At 50.3% G+C, this 18287-nt stretch carries 16 protein-coding genes and 2 riboswitches; of the genes, 8 read left to right on the top strand and 8 right to left on the bottom strand.

What is annotated here, in order from left to right; all coding sequences use genetic code 11:
* Positions 1 to 31 precede the first annotated feature (31 nt).
* Entirely contained in the window at positions 32 to 493 is a 462-nt protein-coding gene (locus tag IC804_RS14650) for a MarR family winged helix-turn-helix transcriptional regulator (RefSeq protein ID WP_008878832.1), read from the bottom strand.
* Positions 494 to 708: 215 nt separating this feature from the next.
* On the opposite strand from IC804_RS14650, the gene IC804_RS14645 reads away from it, so the two are divergent.
* Entirely contained in the window at positions 709 to 1440 is a 732-nt protein-coding gene (locus IC804_RS14645; RefSeq protein WP_008878833.1) for a ZIP family metal transporter, read from the top strand.
* A gap of 145 nt (positions 1441 to 1585) precedes the next feature.
* On the opposite strand, the gene IC804_RS14640 is transcribed toward IC804_RS14645, so the two are convergent.
* The 5 genes from IC804_RS14640 to IC804_RS14620 form a co-directional block, all read right to left on the bottom strand.
* Positions 1586 to 2128 carry a 1,2-dihydroxy-3-keto-5-methylthiopentene dioxygenase gene (locus IC804_RS14640; protein WP_008878834.1) on the bottom strand — a complete coding sequence of 181 codons (543 nt, stop codon included), beginning with the start codon at positions 2126 to 2128 and terminating at the stop codon, positions 1586 to 1588.
* Positions 2129 to 2157: 29 nt separating this feature from the next.
* Positions 2158 to 2793, bottom strand: a complete 636-nt coding sequence (locus IC804_RS14635) for a methylthioribulose 1-phosphate dehydratase (RefSeq protein ID WP_081157176.1) — start codon at positions 2791 to 2793, stop codon at positions 2158 to 2160.
* The gene (mtnX, locus tag IC804_RS14630) at positions 2790 to 3452 is read right to left on the bottom strand and encodes a 2-hydroxy-3-keto-5-methylthiopentenyl-1-phosphate phosphatase (RefSeq protein ID WP_011887037.1); all 663 of its coding nucleotides are present in this window, start codon (positions 3450 to 3452) and stop codon (positions 2790 to 2792) included. The genes IC804_RS14635 and mtnX overlap by 4 nt, the downstream gene beginning before the upstream one ends.
* Positions 3449 to 4690: a 2,3-diketo-5-methylthiopentyl-1-phosphate enolase gene (gene mtnW / locus IC804_RS14625; protein ID WP_060475700.1), complete on the bottom strand. Its 1242-nt coding sequence runs from the start codon at positions 4688 to 4690 to the stop codon at positions 3449 to 3451. Before mtnW ends, mtnX begins: the two co-directional genes overlap by 4 nt.
* 69 nt (positions 4691 to 4759) lie before the next feature.
* A riboswitch (SAM riboswitch) is annotated at positions 4760 to 4866 on the bottom strand.
* A gap of 97 nt (positions 4867 to 4963) precedes the next feature.
* Positions 4964 to 6139, bottom strand: a complete 1176-nt coding sequence (locus tag IC804_RS14620) for a pyridoxal phosphate-dependent aminotransferase (protein WP_011887035.1) — start codon at positions 6137 to 6139, stop codon at positions 4964 to 4966.
* Between the two features lie 99 nt (positions 6140 to 6238).
* Between IC804_RS14620 and IC804_RS14615 the strand changes: the two genes are divergently transcribed.
* From IC804_RS14615 to IC804_RS14590, 6 genes are all read left to right on the top strand, one after another.
* Positions 6239 to 7054 (top strand): carbon-nitrogen family hydrolase, encoded by an 816-nt coding sequence (locus IC804_RS14615; protein ID WP_008878840.1) that lies wholly within the window; start codon positions 6239 to 6241, stop codon positions 7052 to 7054.
* 94 nt (positions 7055 to 7148) lie between these two features.
* A riboswitch (SAM riboswitch) is annotated at positions 7149 to 7316 on the top strand.
* An 83-nt stretch (positions 7317 to 7399) separates the two neighbouring features.
* Positions 7400 to 8590 (top strand): S-methyl-5-thioribose kinase, encoded by a 1191-nt coding sequence (mtnK, locus tag IC804_RS14610; protein ID WP_081157177.1) that lies wholly within the window; start codon positions 7400 to 7402, stop codon positions 8588 to 8590.
* Between the two features lie 74 nt (positions 8591 to 8664).
* Complete coding sequence (gene mtnA, locus IC804_RS14605; RefSeq protein WP_008878842.1) at positions 8665 to 9732, top strand: S-methyl-5-thioribose-1-phosphate isomerase; 1068 nt, start codon at positions 8665 to 8667, stop codon at positions 9730 to 9732.
* Complete coding sequence (locus IC804_RS14600) at positions 9719 to 10867, top strand: sugar ABC transporter substrate-binding protein (RefSeq protein WP_081157178.1); 1149 nt, start codon at positions 9719 to 9721, stop codon at positions 10865 to 10867. The genes mtnA and IC804_RS14600 overlap by 14 nt, the downstream gene beginning before the upstream one ends.
* The gene (locus IC804_RS14595) at positions 10864 to 12414 is read left to right on the top strand and encodes a sugar ABC transporter ATP-binding protein (RefSeq protein ID WP_081157179.1); all 1551 of its coding nucleotides are present in this window, start codon (positions 10864 to 10866) and stop codon (positions 12412 to 12414) included. Before IC804_RS14600 ends, IC804_RS14595 begins: the two co-directional genes overlap by 4 nt.
* Positions 12356 to 13369: an ABC transporter permease gene (locus IC804_RS14590; RefSeq protein WP_008878846.1), complete on the top strand. Its 1014-nt coding sequence runs from the start codon at positions 12356 to 12358 to the stop codon at positions 13367 to 13369. The genes IC804_RS14595 and IC804_RS14590 overlap by 59 nt, the downstream gene beginning before the upstream one ends.
* Before the next feature lie 80 nt (positions 13370 to 13449).
* Here IC804_RS14590 and IC804_RS14585 read toward each other — a convergent pair whose 3' ends face one another.
* On the bottom strand, positions 13450 to 13941 hold the full coding sequence (locus tag IC804_RS14585) for a methylated-DNA--[protein]-cysteine S-methyltransferase (RefSeq protein WP_029760359.1): 492 nt from the start codon (positions 13939 to 13941) through the stop codon (positions 13450 to 13452).
* The gene (locus IC804_RS14580) at positions 13931 to 16147 is read right to left on the bottom strand and encodes a PAS domain-containing sensor histidine kinase (protein WP_081157180.1); all 2217 of its coding nucleotides are present in this window, start codon (positions 16145 to 16147) and stop codon (positions 13931 to 13933) included. Before IC804_RS14580 ends, IC804_RS14585 begins: the two co-directional genes overlap by 11 nt.
* A 193-nt stretch (positions 16148 to 16340) precedes the next feature.
* On the opposite strand from IC804_RS14580, the gene IC804_RS14575 reads away from it, so the two are divergent.
* A complete protein-coding gene (locus tag IC804_RS14575) occupies positions 16341 to 18113 on the top strand; it encodes a B12-binding domain-containing radical SAM protein (protein WP_081157181.1) in 1773 nt (590 codons plus the stop codon).
* The last annotated feature ends 174 nt before the right edge of the window (positions 18114 to 18287 follow it).

Here is an 18287-nt window from a genome sequence, read left to right as displayed (position 1 = left end):
TTTAACAAAAATGAAAGAGACCGACGAACTGTCAGTCTCTGTTTTGCTGGGCGTTTTTCGCCCCATATCCTAATTTTTTTAGCAAAGTGATCGCCTGCTCTTTCTCCTCCGCTGTGAGCGCTGATATCGTTTCATGAATTTTTTCTGCATGCTTGGGAAAGACGCGCTCAATAAACCGCCGACCTTCTTCCGTAATCGATGCATACGTGACGCGCCGGTCTCGTTCACAAGCACGACGGACGATCAGCCCTTTGTTTTCAAGTTTGTCGACAACGTAAGTGATGCTGCCGCTAGCGAGCAAAATTTTTTCACCGATTTGCTGGAGCGGCTGGTCGCCTTTATGGTATAACAGTTCTAACACCGCAAACTCAGTCGGATTCACCCCGCACGAACAGATCGATTTGTTCACTTGGTCACTGACAGCACGATACGCCCGTGACAGTACAATAAACAGCTTTAATGATTGCTCAAGTTCTTGTTCTTTCTGTTCCATGGCATTCAACCCTTTACATTTGACCATTTCTTACTTGCATTATACCGAAACGGCAAACAGACAAGCAACCGTTTTTGCTAGCTACCTATGCATTTTGCTCGCCACCGTCTTCCCAATTCGTTATGATAATTTATTATATGAAGGCGCTTGGGCGATTGTCACATTTATATGATCATTGCATATGAAAAAGTAAAGGATGATGAGGGGGGAATTGAATGAACCAGGTGTTGGTCGGCAGCGTGCTTTCTGCCTTATCGACAGGACTTGGCGCCGTGCCGATTTTGTTTTTGGCTAAATCACTCACCCACCGCTGGCGTGATATACTGCTAGCGTTTTCCGCTGGCATTATGATGGCAGCCTCGATGGAAAGTCTCATTCCCGAAGCGTTAAAAACCGGCGGCTTGGGAGCACTCGTAATCGGCCTGGCGGCAGGTGTGCTCATCTTAACGTTGCTCGAGATGACTGTTCCCCATATCGACTTGGAACATACAAAACATGGCTTACAGTTTGACGAAAAAGCGATGCTCATTATCGCTGCCATTACGATGCACAATCTTCCTGAAGGGTTGTCCGTTGGGGTCAGCTACGCATCCGATGCCGCGACGACCGGCAATTTGATCGCATTGGCCATCGGTTTGCAAAACGCGCCGGAAGGATTTTTAGTCGCCTTATTTTTAGTTCATCAACAAATTAGTCGCTTGAAAGCATTTCTTATTGCCACGTTGACAGGAGCGGTCGAAATCGTCACATCGCTGCTCGGTTTTTATTTAACCTCCCTCTTCCGCGGTTTAGTCCCGTACGGATTGGCGTTTGCCGCTGGGGCTATGCTGTTTATTATTTATAAAGAGCTCATTCCCGAAAGCCATGGCGATGGAAACGAACGGACATCGACATATGCATTTATTATCGGCATTGTGTTCATGATTTTTTTAACGCAATCGTTTTGATCAAAAAAAGAGAGGGTGCCCTAAAGACAAACGGGACACCCCTTTTTATATGCGCTTTTATGAAGACGATGGAAAGCAGGCGGCTTTTTCCATGTCTACCTAGATAACTTAGAAAAGGCATCTTGTTGCGAGAGCCTCTCAACTATTATGAATTCACTTCTTCTTTTTCTTCGTACGGATGGGCGACCCAACCGGACGGATCAATAAATAACCGGACAGCAACAACTTGGCGGTCATCCATCAATGTGAAGTAATGCGGATTTCCTTCCGGCACAGAAATGACATCGCCCGCTTCCAACTCGACGTCAAAATAACCGGTTTCTTTGTCTCCTTTGATGATGAAAATGCCGTGACCGGCCGTAATGGCGCGCACTTCATCCTCTGTGTGGATATGCACTTGCTCAAATTTTTTCAGCAGCTCTTCCAAGTTTGGAGTCGCATCAGACAGGGCGACGATATCCCATGTTTTGTAGCCACGACGCGCCGCCAAGTCTTCGATCTCATCTTTAAACGTCGCCAAAATTTCCTCTTTTTCTTCGTCAGTGAGCACATATTTGTCGCGTAAATGTTCCGGTAGTTTTGTAATATCCCAATGCTCATACAAAACACCTTGGCTGTTTAAAAAAGCGCGGACATTGTCTTCCCCTTCAATCACTTGGCCCGTTTTTTTCACTTTAATCACTGCCATCGTCAAATCCCCCTTTAAAAATATATCGGTTAGTCAACTAGCGGCACAGCGGCCCGTTGTAATAATAGCCGCTTCACCTGCCAGCTGAACAAAAACTCCCACGCTTCCAAATGTTTTTTCGCTTCAAACGCATCACGACCCCAAACGGTAATACCGTGGTTTTGGATCAAAACAGCCCCCGTATCACCGTCGATATGCTTGGCAAATTCATTAGCCAAAGTCGGGATGTCGGCGTAATTGTCAATGATCGGAATGCGCACTTCCGCATTTTCTTCCCAGATGCCAAACGCCTTAATAATTTCTTGACCCGAAAAGACTACTTCCCTGTTTTGAGCGTACACGTCGGAAATGATGTTATTGTCGACCGTATGAACGTGCAAGACGCAGCCGGCATTCGTCCGCCGATAAACCTCGACGTGCAAAAGCGTCTCCGCCGACGGCTTCAAATGCGTGTCTTCCACCGGTTTTCCATCGGCGTCGATGAGCAGAAAATCTTCGCTTGTCTGCTTCCGTTTATCTTTGCCGCTTGCGGTGACAAGGAACGTCAACGGGGCATCGGTCACTTTGAGCGACAAATTGCCGCTTGTCGCAAAAAACCAATCACGGGCGGCGAGCTCAGCTTTCACTTCCGCAAGTTCATTCCATTTTTTCAACATAATGCTCATGCGATCACCTCCAGCCGCTGCAAATGATCCACCACATCAAAAAATGTCGTAAACGGTGCATGCGGCAAATCGAGCTCTTGACATTTCTTAAGCAAGAAATCGCGCGCCAGCACGTAATCCGCTTGCTTCGCCACTGCCAAGTCGGTAATCGAATCACCAATGACGACATGATACCCGTCCGGACGGGCGAGCTTTCGAAGAAGTGACGGCTTGCAACAGCCGCAGCCGTTTTGGCACTTACCGTCGCACGCGTGTGGCCATGTGATGCGAATCATCTCGCTGCTGAAATCGGAGCCATTGCAAAAAATGCGTTCTTTGTCGATCAGTCCGTCTAGCATTGGATAGACAAAAAAGTCGATGCCGCCACTCACAATATAGAGCGGAATGCCTTTCTCTTTCGTAAATGCGACAAACTCTCGAAAGCCTTCGCGCAGGCGAGCGGTGCTAAGCAAAAAGTCAACGATCTCGTCTTTCAACGCCGACGGAAGGAGGGAAAACATCTTTCCGACCCCTTCTTGAACCGAGAGGCGCTCAGCGAGAATGTCGTCTTTCAGCGCTTCCCACTCCGGTGGAGCAAACTGCTTCATAATCGCAATGATGTTGTCATTTTCTGTAATCGTTCCGTCAAAATCACAAAAGAGAACAAGCTGTTTTTTCATGCTTCCACCTCAATCGCGCCCCAGCGGTCGATCGCTTTTTGCAACGCCTCGTTTTCTTTCGCTGCTTCGCGGAGCAGACGGCCGGCAAGAGCCGCATCAATGGCAGCACGAAACGCCTGCCCACCGCCGATCGCCCCGTCCGGATGGCCGTGAATGCCGCCGCCAGCGTTGACAATGCAGTCAAGACCGAAATCGCGGACTAGAAGCGGCACGAGCCCCGGATGAATGCCGGCCGACGGTACCGGAAACGCGCGCGCAAACGGCTCTTGTTCATCGGTGAGCGCCCGAGCAATGCCAAGCGCCTGTTCACGCTCAAGCGCGACGCTGCCATATGGCGATGGGAACAAGACAAAATCAGCTCCCGCAAGCCGCAAAAACTTTCCGAGCAGCAGCGACGGGGCGACCCCGTAAAACTCAGACGGCGTCATGGCACCGCTAAACGCCGGGTGAGCCATGATCGGCACGTTGATATTCTCGTCCTCGCGCAACCCTTGCAAAACATCAAGCCCATAGGTGAACACGTTAAACAAGAGCACATCAGCGCCAAGCTCGGCTGCCCGTTTCGCTTTCTCTTTCAGTTCAAACGTTTTGCCGGTCAAGTTGACGGCGTACAGCGTCCGTTTGCCTGTTTGTTCATACACTTCTTGGAGCGCCGCCTTGCCCGCGGTGATCCGCTTTTCAAACGGCAACAACTCATTGTCAAATAAAATTTCGTCATCTTTCACTAAGTCGACGCCGCCAAGTGCCTGTTTCTTTAATTCGGACGTCAAATACGCCAAATCGCGGCCGATGATACCTTTAAAAATGCTCATCAATAGCGGGCGGTCATATACCCCGACTTTTTCACGAATACCGGCAATGCCAAAACGCGGTCCCGGAAAATGCCGTTTCCATTCGTCCGAAAGCTCAAGATCAAGCAACCTCACTTCACCATCAAGCGACAGTTTGCCAAACGTCGTTGCCAAGAGCGCTGGTAAATCAGCACTAAAGTTGACCGTCGGGTAAGCAATTTTGACGATCGCCCGCTTCAGTCGCTTGCCGAAATACTCGTTCGCCGGACCGCTTTCCCCAAGTTCTTTAATCCCGACGACTTCTCCCTTATGTTTGCGAAGCTGCTCTTGCTCTAATGCCGGCAAATCCGTCCATGTGCCGACCGTCAAGCCGAGCGCAATCCCTTCTGCTTTTTTGCGAATGTCTTTCTCGTCATGCAGCAAATACGTGGCAATCACTGTGCTCATCATTCATCCCTCTTTCCTAAAGAAAAAAGCCTCTTCACTAAGAAGAGGCATCATTCTTCCATGGCACTCTTCTTATCTCTCAGCGTTTCCGCTGCAAGAATTAGCACCGTGCTTGATATGCCAAGCCGGTTGCCGGGCTTCATCGGGCTCGTCCCTCCGCCTACTCTTGATAAGAATCATTGCGTATTTATGAACTTGTCAAACAATTTTGTCGAGTATGGCAAATGTACTTTGAATTATGACAGCCTCTGCCGCTGTTGTCAATCATTTTTTTCAAAACAGCCCGAGACGCCCGATCCGTTCAGCTGCTTCGACAAGACGCGCCTCATCTGTCAACAGACCAACGCGCACATAGCCTTCGCCGTGCTTGCCAAAACCGATGCCCGGAGCGACCGCCACGTGTACGCGTTCAAGCAGTATGTCGGCAAACTCAGCGGACGATAATCCTTTCGGTACGGGAAGCCAAGCGAAAAACGATCCAGACGGTGCCGGCGCCTCCCAACCGATGCGGTGCAAAGCAGAAATGAACGTATTGCGGCGCGCTTCATACAATGCGACGAGCTCCGTGACGCAATCTTGCGGACCGAGAAGCGCCGCGGCAGCCGCCTCTTGAACAGCGCCGAACAAACTGACATACAAATGATCTTGCAACAACTCAATCGCCCGGATGATCTGTTCATTGCCAACGGCAAACGCGACACGCCAACCGGCCATATTGTACGTTTTGGAAAACGTGTAAATTTCAACACCGACCTCTTTCGCCCCATCAACTTCGAGAAAGCTGACCGGCTTTTTGCCATCAAAACCGATCGCCCCGTAGGCGAAATCATGCACAACAGCAATGCCGTACTTAGCGGCGAACGCCACTGTTTCAGCAAAAAACTCTTTCGTCGCCGTCGCCCCGGTCGGGTTGTTCGGATAGTTCAAAAACATCAGTTTGGCCTGATCAGCGATCGCTGCCGGAATGGCACTGTAATCAGGCAAAAATTGCTGCTCGGCGATAAGCGGCATCATTTCCATCCGTGCGCGGGCGAGCGCGATCCCGGACCAGTAGTCCGGATAGCCCGGATCCGGGACAAGCACCACATCGCCCGGATTGACGAGGCAAAGCGGCAGCTCAACAAGACCAGCCTTACCGCCAAACAAAATGGCTACTTCGCGGGTTGGATCCACATCAACCCCGTACTCACGCGCATAAAACGCAGCGACTGCTTTTTTCAAAAATGAGTAACCTTGAAACGGCGAATATTTATGGTATTTTGGATTGGCCACTGCCTGTTGCATCGCCTCAACAATATGGCCAGGCGTCGGCTGATCCGGATTGCCTTGCCCTAAATTAATGACATCGTGCCCGGCCTTTATTTTCGCTCCCACTTTGGCGACAAGCGAAGCAAAAAATTGCTTCGGCAACTGTTCAAGCAGTTCGGAAAAAGGAAATTCGGTCGTCATCGCCCACACCTTCTCAAAAATTTCTTGAAATTCTAGTGCAAAATCATATATCGTAAAAAGCAAAATGTAAAGTAAATTTTTTCATTGAGGTGAAAAACAATGACCATCCGCATCGCTTGCCTCCAATTGGATATCGCGTTTGGTGACCCGCAAAAAAACGAACAGCAAGCCGAAAAAGCCGTGGAACTCGCCGTCAAAGAAGGAGCCGATATCATCGTTCTTCCGGAGCTGTGGACGACCGGTTATGACTTGACGCGCTTAGGTGAAATCGCTGATGACAATGCCGAACGGGCGAAAACGTTCGCCTCCCGATTGGCACAAACATACGGCATCCATTTTGTGGCCGGCTCGGTCGCTAAAAAAACGGACGCCGGCGTAACGAACACAATGATTGTCGCCAATCGAAACGGCCAAATCATCAAGGAATATAGCAAAGTTCATTTGTTTCAGCTGATGGATGAGCATTTGCATTTGCAGTCAGGAAACGAGCCAGGCTTGTTTTCGCTTGATGAGTTGTCGTGTGCCGGGGTCATTTGCTATGACATCCGCTTTCCGGAATGGATTCGCACCCATGCCTTGTCTGGAGCCGAATTGTTGTTTGTTGTCGCCGAATGGCCGCTTCCTCGCCTTCACCATTGGAGGACGTTGCTGATGGCGCGGGCGATCGAAAACCAATGCTATGTCGTCGCCTGCAATCGAGCCGGAAGCGACCCGAACAACGTCTTTGCTGGCCATTCGCTCATCATCGATCCATGGGGGGAAATCCTCGCTGAGGCGGATGAGGACCCAGGCATCCTTCTAGCCGACATCGACCCGGCACTCGTCAGAGATGTTCGTTCGCGCATCCCCGTATTTGCTGACCGCCGGCCGCGCCTTTATGAAGAGACGACAAAAAAATTTTTTAAAACGTATTGACAATCGGCCTGCTTAAGCTGTATTATTCGAATCAAGCAACCGAACAATTGCCAACATCACAAAAATTCCAAAAACTAAATAAGCAGATTCGGTACTCTTATCAAGAGTTGGCTGAGGGAACTGGCCCAATGAAGCCCAGCAACCGACCGTAATGCTATCGTGAGATAGGGCGCACGCATAAGCGGCGCCGGAAGCGACCCGCTTCCGCAGGGCACGGTGCTAAGTCCACCGGAAAGACAGACGTCTTTCTGGGAGATAAGAGGCGCGAAGACCGAGAATCTTCAAGCCTCTTTCCGTATGTGAAAGAGGTTTTTTATTTGCCAAAACTAAAGGGGGAACGTGAAAATGGCGATTATCCAATCATCTGCTTACGAACCGCTCACCGAACAAAAAGCGACCGCCCTCGCCGTCCGCCTCGGCTTGTTCCGCGACGGAACACCGCTTTTATGCCGTGAGATCGGCGACGGCAACTTAAACTTAGTGTTTCACGTCGTCGACCAAGAAACAAAGCAAGGCATCATCATTAAGCAAGCACTGCCGTACGCGAAAGTCGTCGGTGAAAGCTGGCCGCTCACATTAAAACGTGCGGTCATTGAGAGCAACGCACTGCGCACGTTTGCCAGCTACGTACCACAATACGTGCCAAAAGTCTACTATTCTGATGAATCGCTCGCCATTACGGTGATGGAAGATTTGTCCTATTTACAAATCGCCCGCAAAGGGCTGATTGAAGGGAAAACGTATCCGCTTCTGTCTAGGCATATCGGTGAATTCATTGCCAAAACGGCGTTTTACACGTCTGATTTCGGCATGAACCAACAAGAGAAAAAGAAATTGGCACAAAGTTTTGTCAATCCGGAGCTGTGCAAAATTACGGAAGATCTCGTCTTTACCGATCCGTTTTTCGACCATGACTCGAACAATTTTGAAGACGAATTGCACCTGGATGTGGAAACACTTTGGAACGACGACCGTCTCCATCTCGAAGCAGCGAAGCTGAAGCGCAAATTTTTAACCGAAGCTGATGTATTGCTGCATGGTGATTTACATACTGGCAGCATTTTCGCCAGTGATGACGAAACGAAAGTGATCGACCCGGAATTCGCCTTTTACGGCCCGATCGGGTTTGACCTTGGCCACTTTATCGCCAACTTGCTGTTAAATGCGTTGTCCCGCCCTGAATCAGAGCGCCGTCCGCTCTTTGATCACATCGACCGAACATGGGATGTCTTTACGTCCGTGTTCTCGGAGCTTTGGCGCACCGAAAGTGTCGAAACGTATGCCGCAACGCCCGGCCTGCTTGACGATGTGCTGCGACAAACGTTCATCGACGCCATCGGCTTTGCCGGCTGCGAAGTCATCCGTCGGACGATCGGCCTCGCCCATGTTGCCGATCTTGACGGCATTGAGCAAAAAGACGAACGGCTTGCGGCAAAGCGACACGCGCTTCGCCTTGGCCGCCGCCTGATCGTTGAACGCGCCGAACTAGACGGAACGGAAGACTTCCGCCGGCTGTTTGTCGAGACGGAACGATAACACCACTCTCTCAAGACGGCTGTTCAACACCACTCCAGGCAAACTGAAACATGTACAAGGAAAGGAAGACGACAATGAGCACATTTGCTATCCCGCGCTCAGTTGAATGGCACGAAACGCATGTGACGATTTTAAATCAACAAAAGCTGCCGTCGGTAACTGAATATCTCGACTTGCATACGCTCGAAGATGTACATGACGCGATCGTGACACTGAAAGTGCGCGGGGCACCGGCGATCGGCATCACCGCCGCCTATGGCTTGGCGCTTGCTGCTTCCCGCTACGAAACCGAATCCGTCGACGAGTTTCAGCGCCGTTTAAAACAAGACCGCGATTATTTGGCGAGTGCTCGCCCGACGGCCGTCAATTTGTTTTGGGCGCTTGATCGGCTCGTTGCCGCCGCTAAAAGCGCCGCTTCCGTCAACGAAGCAAAAACAACACTCGTTCACGAAGCGATCCGCATTCAAATCGAAGATGAAGATGTGTGCCGTCGCATCGGCGAGCATGCCTTGTCTCTTTTTCATCGAGGCGATCGAATCATGACCATCTGCAACGCTGGCTCGATCGCCACCGCCCGCTACGGAACGGCACTCGCCCCATTTTATTTGGCAAAAGAAAAAGGGATTGAGTTGTCCGTCTATGCCTTGGAAACGCGGCCTGTCTTGCAAGGAGCTCGTCTGACCGCCTGGGAACTCATGCAAGCAGGTGTCGATGTGACGCTCATTACTGACAATATGGCCGCACAAACGATCAAGGCGAAAAACATTAATGCTATTATCGTCGGCGCTGACCGGATCGCACAAAACGGCGATACAGCGAATAAAATCGGCACATTTGGCCTCGCCTTGCTCGCCCAATCGTTTGGCATCCCGTTTTACGTCGCTGCCCCGCTGTCAACGATCGACCTGGCGACGAAAACAGGGACGGATATCCCAATTGAAGAGCGTCATCCAGATGAAGTGACCCATCTAAACGGGGTGCGCATCGCCCCGGAAGGCGTCAACGTATACAACCCGGCGTTTGATGTCACACCAAACGAACTCATTACCGCCATCATTACCGAAAAAGGCATCGTCTACGGAGACTATGAAACGGAGCTGCCATCGTTAGTTGCAAAGGAGGAGCACCATGAAACAGCTTAAAATCTCATCGTTCCTTCTTTTCTTGGCCATGTTCTTTGTCTTAGCGGGCTGCACAAATGAGCAAGACGCAATGAGCGCAAAGCCGGCCAATGAAACGAAGGCAACGAATAATGAAACAACCGTTGACAAAACAGCAGCCACAAGCAGTGAAGAGGCCGCCATCCCAGAAAAACTGAAACAGCCAGTGAAAATCGCCGCCATTATGCAGATGTCGATCGGGACGTTCTCATCACAATACATCGCCGGCGTGAAAGAACAAGTGCAAAAGTTCGGCGGTGAAGTGCAAATTTATAATGCCGATAACGATTTAACGAAGATGGCCTCTTATGTCGAGACGGCCATTACGCAAAACGTCGATGCTATTTTGCTTGACCACGGCCGCGCCGACGCGCTCGAAGGTCCCGTGAAAAAAGCAGTTGAAAAAGGCATCCCGGTCGTAGCATTTGACAATGATTTGAACATTCCGGGCGTCACCGTCATCGACCAAGACGACTATAGCCTCGCTTGGAAGACGTTAAAAACACTTGCGGAAGACTTAAACGGCGAAGGCAAAATCGTCACGATTTGGGTCGGCGGTTTTACGCCAATGGAGCGACGCCATGTCATTTACGACGCATTTAAAAAACGCTACCCAAACATTAAAGAAGTCGCCAAGTTCGGCACAGCGAGCGCTAACACCGCCTTAGACACACAAACACAAATGGAGGCCATTTTGAAAAAATATCCGAATAAGGGCGACATCGACGCCGTTTTCGCCACATGGGACGAGTTCGCCAAAGGAGCAACGCGCGCCATCGAACAAGCCGGGCGCACGGAAATTAAAGTGTACAGCATTGATCTAAGCGATGAAGACTTGCAAATGATTCAAAAATCGAACAGCCCGTGGGTGGCGACGACCGCTACCGATCCAGCCGAAGTCGGTCGCGTTCAAGTACGCTTCGCCTATCAAAAAATCGCTGGTGAAAAAACGCCGAACATTTACTCACTTGAACCGCACTTAGTGAAACGATCCGATCTGCCGGACAAACAAATATCAATGGGCGAGCTCTCGCAATACATCCCAAGCTGGGGACAATCGAATATCGCCATCTCGCCGTGGATGAAAACACTAGAAGCTCAGGTGAGCCAAAAATGAGCGGCTTGTCAATGAAGGCCATTGAAAAAGCGTTTGGCACGGTGCGCGTGCTTAACGGCGTGAACTTTGACGTCCGTCCGGGCGAAGTTCACGCCCTTTTAGGCATGAATGGTGCTGGCAAAAGCACGCTCATGAACATTTTAGCCGGCGCCATTCTGCCGGACGCCGGCACCATCACGATCGACGGCACCCCGTGCGCGTTTTCGTCGCCGCGTGAGGCGAAGCAGGCGGGCATTGGCCTTGTCGTCCAGGAAGTTGACACGGCGCTGTTTCCCGGCTTGCCGATTTACGAAAACTTAGCAGCTGATGAACTAGCTGACGTCAAACACCATCCCATCCGCTCGCTGCGCGAAGAAAAGAAGTGGGCCGCCGCACTTCTTCACCGTGTCGGCCTTTCCATTCCACCGACGAAGCTCGTGCGTGACTGTTCACTCCATGAAAAGCAGCTCATCGTGCTGGCGAAAGTATTGTCATCAAACGCGCGCTACATCATTTTGGACGAACCGACCGCCGCGTTAAGTGAGGCGGAAACAAAGCGGCTGTTTGCCATCATTCATGAACTGAAACAGCAGGGAGTCGGCTTTATTTATATTTCTCATAAGCTCAAAGAGGTGCAGGAAATCGCCGATCGACTAACGATTTTGCGCGATGGACGCATCGTCTATCAAGGCGCTGCCGGAAGCCAGTCGCTTGAAGACATCGTCCTTCACATGACCGGGACAAAACAGGCCGCCACTGCAAAACAAGCGCGTACGTACGGAAGCGAGATCGCCTTTGCCGCCCGCGGAATCAAGATCGACAAAACGAGCACAACGGTCGATATATACGCCCATCGCGGCGAAATTGTCGGCATCGCCGGTTTGGTCGGCGCCGGCAAAACAGAGCTCGCTGAAAGTCTCGTCGCCCACCGGAAAACGTCTGGCGAATGGCAGCTTGACGGCCAACACTATACATTTTCGTCGCCATATGAAGCGATTGCCGCCGGTCTTTGCCTGATCCCAGAAGAACGGCGCAAACAAGGGCTGTTTTTGTCTGAGTCGGTGCAGACGAATTTAACCGTCCGCCTCCTTTCTTGGCTGTCGCATTGGCAATGGATCAGTCGGATGAAAGAAACGGACGCAGCCAATGGGCTCGTTCGCTCACTCGGCATCCATCCGCCATCACCATCCATCGCCGTCCGCCATTTGAGCGGCGGCAACCAGCAAAAAGTCGTGATCGGCAAATGGCTAAACACGAACGCGCGTGTCTTTTTATTCGATGAACCTACGAAAGGAATCGATGTTCATGCCAAACAAGATGTATTTTCCATTATCCGCACTCTTGCTGATGAGGGGAAAACCGTGCTGTACTTTTCAAGTGAATTTCGTGAGCTGCTAGAAGTTTGCGACACGATTTATATCATGGTAGACGGCCGGCTGCTCGCCCGTCTGCCGGCCGCTGAATTAACCTATGAGCAGCTTGTTTATTATTGCAGCGGAGGTGAGATCGATGGCCCAGCCGGCCGTTTCCGCGACACCGTCGAAAAAAGCGGTGTTGTCTACTCTTGAGTTTTTGTATAAACATGGCACACTGTTGGCCATTTTAGCCGTGATCGCCTATTTTGGCATCACACAAGACCAGTTTTTTACGTATGAAAACTTCAGCGACATTTTGCGCTCGATTTCGATCGTGACACTCGTAGCGATCGGCATTACCTTTTCGCTGATCGTTGACGGCTTCGATTTATCGGTCGGCTCGACGGTAAGTCTCGCGACCATCGCCAGTGCAGCGGCGCTCGTTTTGTACCGCCAAGAAATTTTCGTTACGTTGCTCGTTCCGCTTTTACTCGGTATCGCCGTCGGGCTGCTTAATTCGCTATTGATCGTCAAGTTCAAATTGCCTGATTTGCTCGCGACCTTAGCAACCATGTACGCCATTAACGGCGTGCAGCTCACCTATACGAAAGGATTTTCCATTTACAACGACATGCCGCTGCCAGACGGCGGTACGGCGCCGGGCAAATTCATTCCTTCCTTTTTATTTATCGGCCAAGGAGAGTTGTTCGGCATCCCGTTTTCCGTTTTGCTGATGCTGTTCGTTGTCATTGCCGCCCATTTGTTTTTGACATACACAAAACCGGGACGCCTCTTTTATTTGACCGGGGAAAACCGAGAAGCGGCAAGGCTGTCAGGCATTCCAGTGAACCGTTACCGGACGTATGCGTACGTCATTAGCGGCTTTTTCGCTGCTTTAGGGGGCATTGTGCTTGCCTCGCGTATCGGCACTGGTCAAGTATCAGCCGGTGCTTCGTTTTTGATGGATGGCGTCGCCGCCGCCTACATCGGCTTTTCCGTCTTTGGCGCCGGCAAGCCGAATGTCATCGGTACGTTGTTCGGCTCAATTTTGATGGGGGTATTGTTAAACGGCTTGACGATGATGAACGTCCCGTACTACGCTCAAGACATTATTAAAGGCGCCATTTTAGTCGGCGCCCTCGCTCTGTCACATTGGCAAAAAAAATAATCCCCGGTCCCGCCCCTGTAGGTTCAAGTCCCGGGGGCGGCATTTTTTATTTTCCATGCTTCATCCCCGGCCCTTCCGCCCTATTTACAGCGCCGCTCCAGCTCCAATAGCTTCGCTTTCACATCGGTGCGGCTTCCAGCATAGCCGGTCAAGGCGCCGTTTTTGCCGATCACACGATGGCACGGAACAACAATGGCTAGTTCATTCGCCCGATTCGCCTGTCCGACGGCGCGTACCGCTTTCGGGCGACCAATCTGCATCGCAATATCGGCGTATGTCGCCGTTTCTCCATATGGAATGCGACAAAGCGCCGTCCACACCTCCTGTTGGAAAACCGTCCCATGCCATTTAACTGGAAAATCAAACGTTTGGCGGCGACCGTGGAAATATTCGTCCAACTGTGCAAGCGCGCGTTCAAGAAGCGGTGACCGGCTTTCTACAACCGGATGCTCGCTTGCAAACGCGCGCCATTCTTCCGGAAACAGTTCGACTTTCACAATCGCGTCGCCATCAGAAGCAATATAGATATCGCCGAGCAACTCTGAACGGTATACCGCATAGTCAATTGTCATCGTTATCCTCTCTTTCCGTTCGTTCGATCGGCAGCGTAATATGAAATGTCGTGCCGACGCCAACTTCGCTTTCGACGTCAATTTTCCCTCGGTGTTCTTCAATAATTTTATAGCTGACCATCAAGCCGAGTCCAGTGCCGCGCTCTTTTGTCGTATAAAATGGCTCACCGAGCTTTTTAATTTTATCTTTCGGAATACCGCACCCTTGGTCAGTGATTGAAATGCGCACATGACGTCCAGTACGGGCGATGCGCACCGTAATGTCCCCGCCCTTCGGCATCACTTCAATGGCGTTTTTCAAAATATTGATAAACACTTGCTTCAACTGGTTCGGCTCGCAATACACCGGCGGCAGACCGCGCTCGAAATCGGCAATGATTTGCACATTATGCATCATCGCCTGAGCGCTGATTAAATCGATCGTATCCTGCATAATTTTGCAAATGTCATTTTGCTTGTATTGCACCGCCTGGGGTTTGGCCAAGACGAGAAACTCGGTGATGATTGACTCGATCCGCTTCAATTCCGACATAATGACATTAAAATACATCGAATAATCGCCGCCAACGCTTCCTTGCAACAGTTGGATAAAGCCTTTTAATGCCGTCATCGGATTGCGGATTTCGTGAGCGATGCCCGCAGCCAATTCACCAACAACATTGAGCGTATCCGATTTGCGCAGCTGCAGCTCCATTTCTTTACGCTCTGTGACATCGCGAAATCTCATCATCCCTACGCCAGGAATGACTTCTTTTTTCAATGAAAACTCAACGATTTTCCCTTTTCCTTCATCGGAAAATTCAACTTCCCCACTCGCCTCGCCTGCACGTTCACATTGCACAAAGAGCTTATTCAGCTGGCGGCGCGCCCGCTCTGGAACAAGTTCCATCACCGTTTGACCGAGCAACGCTTCTTTTGTGGCGGAAAAAAATTCGCAGGCAATTGGATTGGCGTCAATGATGCGATGCTTCTCATCCCATAACAAAATGCCGTCCATCGCATGGTCGAAAATGCTGCGGAACTTTTGCTCACTTTCACGCAGCTCGCGCTCGATTTTCCGCCGCTCGCTCACATTGCGGAAAATCGTCAAATGATAGCCGTCGATCGCCCCTTTTTTCATCGTAAACTCAAGCTGCTTATCCTCACCGTTCGGCATATGGAACGTTAATTCATCGCGAATTTCTCCTTTGCGCCGGAACTCGCTGAAAATGCGCTTCACCTTTTCATCCCCATATTGCACAAAATCAAGCAAATTGCGGCGTACAAGCAAGTTCAAAGGCAGCTCAAACGTCCGGCTCGCCGCTGGATTGGCGTTGAGTATGTAACCGAAATCATCCCAAATGATAATCGCTTCATGCGCTTGCTCGAAAATGGCCCGGAATCGTTCTTCACTTTTTTGCAATTTAATCTCCATGTTTTTCCGTTCAGTCACATCGCGCATAATGGCCATGTAAAAGCCGCTGTAAACGTTCGACGTTGCCGTCAGCTCAAACATTTTCACCGTTCCGTCAAGGCGAACCAACGACAGCTCGCCTTTGGCCGTTCCTTTTTCCTTCACTTCCGACAACAGACGGGCAAACTCATCAGCACATTCGCGGGCAACAAACTGCTGAAACGACAAATTCAGCAGCTTTCCTTTTTCCAAATTCAAGCTCATTGAAAATGCCGGATTGACGTCGATAAACCGACCGAACTCATCGAAAATGACGATGCCATCGACCGCTCGGTTAAAGACGTCTCGAAACAAAAATTCATGAATGATTCGCTCGCGCTCGAGCGCCTTATGAGCCGAAACGTCGCGCATCATCACCAAATCAAATTCGTTAAAGACATCCTTTTTCATCGAAAATTCAACATGTTTCACCTTGTCATCCGGCAACTTGATGAGCAATTCATCGCTAAACGAACCGAACTTTTGTAGCATGGAGCGCTGAAACAACAAAATATCCGGCGGAACGAGCTCTAAAAATGAAGAGAAGGAACGACCAATCAAGTCAAACTTGTCCATTTCAAACAGCTTGCACGCTGCTTCGTTCACATCGACAAACTCGCCGTTTTTATTTAAAATGACAATCGCATCAAGCGACCTCTCAAAAATGATCGAATAGCTGTTCAACCGTTCTTTTAAGCGTCGGTTTTCCTCTTCAAGCAACCGCACATCTTGTGTCGAATTTTGTTCTTCACGGGGAGAAAGGCTTTGGGCCATATTGATCTCTCCTTGTCCATTGAAACCATATCAACTAATATATATTCTATGTGGAAAAATTTACTCCTTCCTCCATTCACGAAGATTTTTCAAAAATCTTTTCCTCAATGTTCGACAAGTTTTTTCTTCTTTTTCATTTGGCTAAACTGCATTATAATGTGGGGTTAGTACGATGAAAAGGAGTTTTGCTACGATGAACGTTGTCTGTACGACATTAAATGCCAAATACATTCATATGAATTTAGCCATTCGCTATTTAAAAGCATACGCCCAGCCGGAGTTTGACGTCAAGCTTGTTGAATATACGATTAAAGACCCAGCGATGAACATCGTTGCTGATTTGTATCAGCAACAACCGGATGTCGTCGGCTTCAGCTGTTACATTTGGAACATTGAAGAAACGATCAAAGTCGTAAAAATGTTAAAAAAAGTGGCGCCGGACGTGACGGTCGTCGTTGGTGGGCCGGAAGTGTCTTATGATGTGCGCGAATGGATGGAGCGAGTGCCGGAATTCGATTTTATCGTCACCGGTGAAGGAGAAGAAACGTTTAAACAGCTGCTGTTCGCCTTAAACGGCGATGGGAACGTGAGCGATGTCGCTGGACTGGCGTTTCGTGACGGAGATCGCATCGTCGTCAACCCGCAACGGAATAAAATCCGCCTTGCCGACATGCCGTCGCCGTTTCGCTTTCCCGAAGATCTTCCGCATCTTCCGAACCGGATCGTTTATGTCGAGACAAGCCGCGGCTGCCCGTTCAGCTGCCAATTTTGCCTGTCGTCCATCGAGGTTGGTGTCCGCTATTTTGACCGCGAAAAAATCAAAGATGACTTGCGTTATTTAATGCAGCACGGGGCGCGGACGATCAAGTTTGTCGATCGGACGTTCAACATCAGCCGCAGCTATGCGATGGATATGTTCCGCTTTTTAATTGACGAGCACGTGCCGGGGACGGTGTTTCAGTTTGAAATTACCGCCGACATTATGCGTCCTGAGGTGATCGAGTTTTTAAACAACGAGGCGCCACCGGGACTATTCCGCTTTGAAATCGGCGTTCAGTCAACGAACGATGAAGTGAACCGTCTCATCATGCGCAAGCAAAACTTCGCGAAACTGTCGCGGACGGTGACGATGATTAAAGAGGGGGGAAAAATTACCCAGCACTTAGATTTGATCGCCGGGCTGCCGGAAGAAGATTATGACTCGTTTCGGAAGACGTTCAATGACGTATTCGCCCTCCGTCCGGAAGAACTGCAGCTTGGGTTTTTGAAACTGCTGCGCGGCACTGGGTTGCGCCTGCGCGCTCATGAATACGGCTATGTATATATGGATCATGCGCCGTATGAAGTGCTTCGCAACAACGTTTTGTCTTTTGATGACGTCATCCGCATCAAGCAAGTGGAAGATGTGCTCGAAAAGTATTGGAACGCCCATCGGATGGATGAAACGATCGAATATTTAGTAACCGACGTCTTCCCGTCACCGTTTGACTTCTTCCAGCAGTTTGGAACATATTGGGATGAACGCGGCTGGGCGCGCATCGGTCATCAGTTAGAAGACTTGTTCCGCCGCCTCTATGAGTTTTTACGTACGTCGGTACCAGACGCCTTACCTGTCGCCGAATCGCTCATGAAATACGACTACTTGCGCAATCAAAAATATAAGCCGCGCAAGCCGTGGTGGGACGAAAAAACAGAGAAAACGACGCGCACAGCCGTCTACCGGACGTTGCTTGAGCGCCCTGAGGTGCTCGGGGCGGACTTCGCCGCCCTTGGGCTCGGAGAAAAAGAGCTGTTTAAACATACGGTCGTTGAAATCGTGCCGGTCGATGTCGGCCTCTACATTTCTAAAAAGCAGCTTTCGCTTACGCCAACTGTCATCGTCGCCTACTTTGACCCGTCCGGTGCCGGTGCGACCATGTTTTCCGTGCCGCTTTCCTCATTGTCGGCTTCTTTCACGTCGGCTTAAACCGGAGGAACTAAACGGCCCTTGGCTTCATTTCATACCATTCCGTCTGCCCATCAAAAACGGCAGACAGTGAACAGGCACTGACAATCCTTCGTTTCCGTACGGCTAGGGGGGGATGTCAGTGCCTTTCTTTGCCATTGAACCCGTTCCCCCCCTATACTCGCCCCAAGAAGT

Source organism: Geobacillus sp. 47C-IIb (assembly GCF_014679705.1).
Lineage (GTDB): Bacteria > Bacillota > Bacilli > Bacillales > Anoxybacillaceae > Geobacillus > Geobacillus thermodenitrificans.
This window is presented reverse-complemented; position numbering and strand designations above follow the sequence as displayed.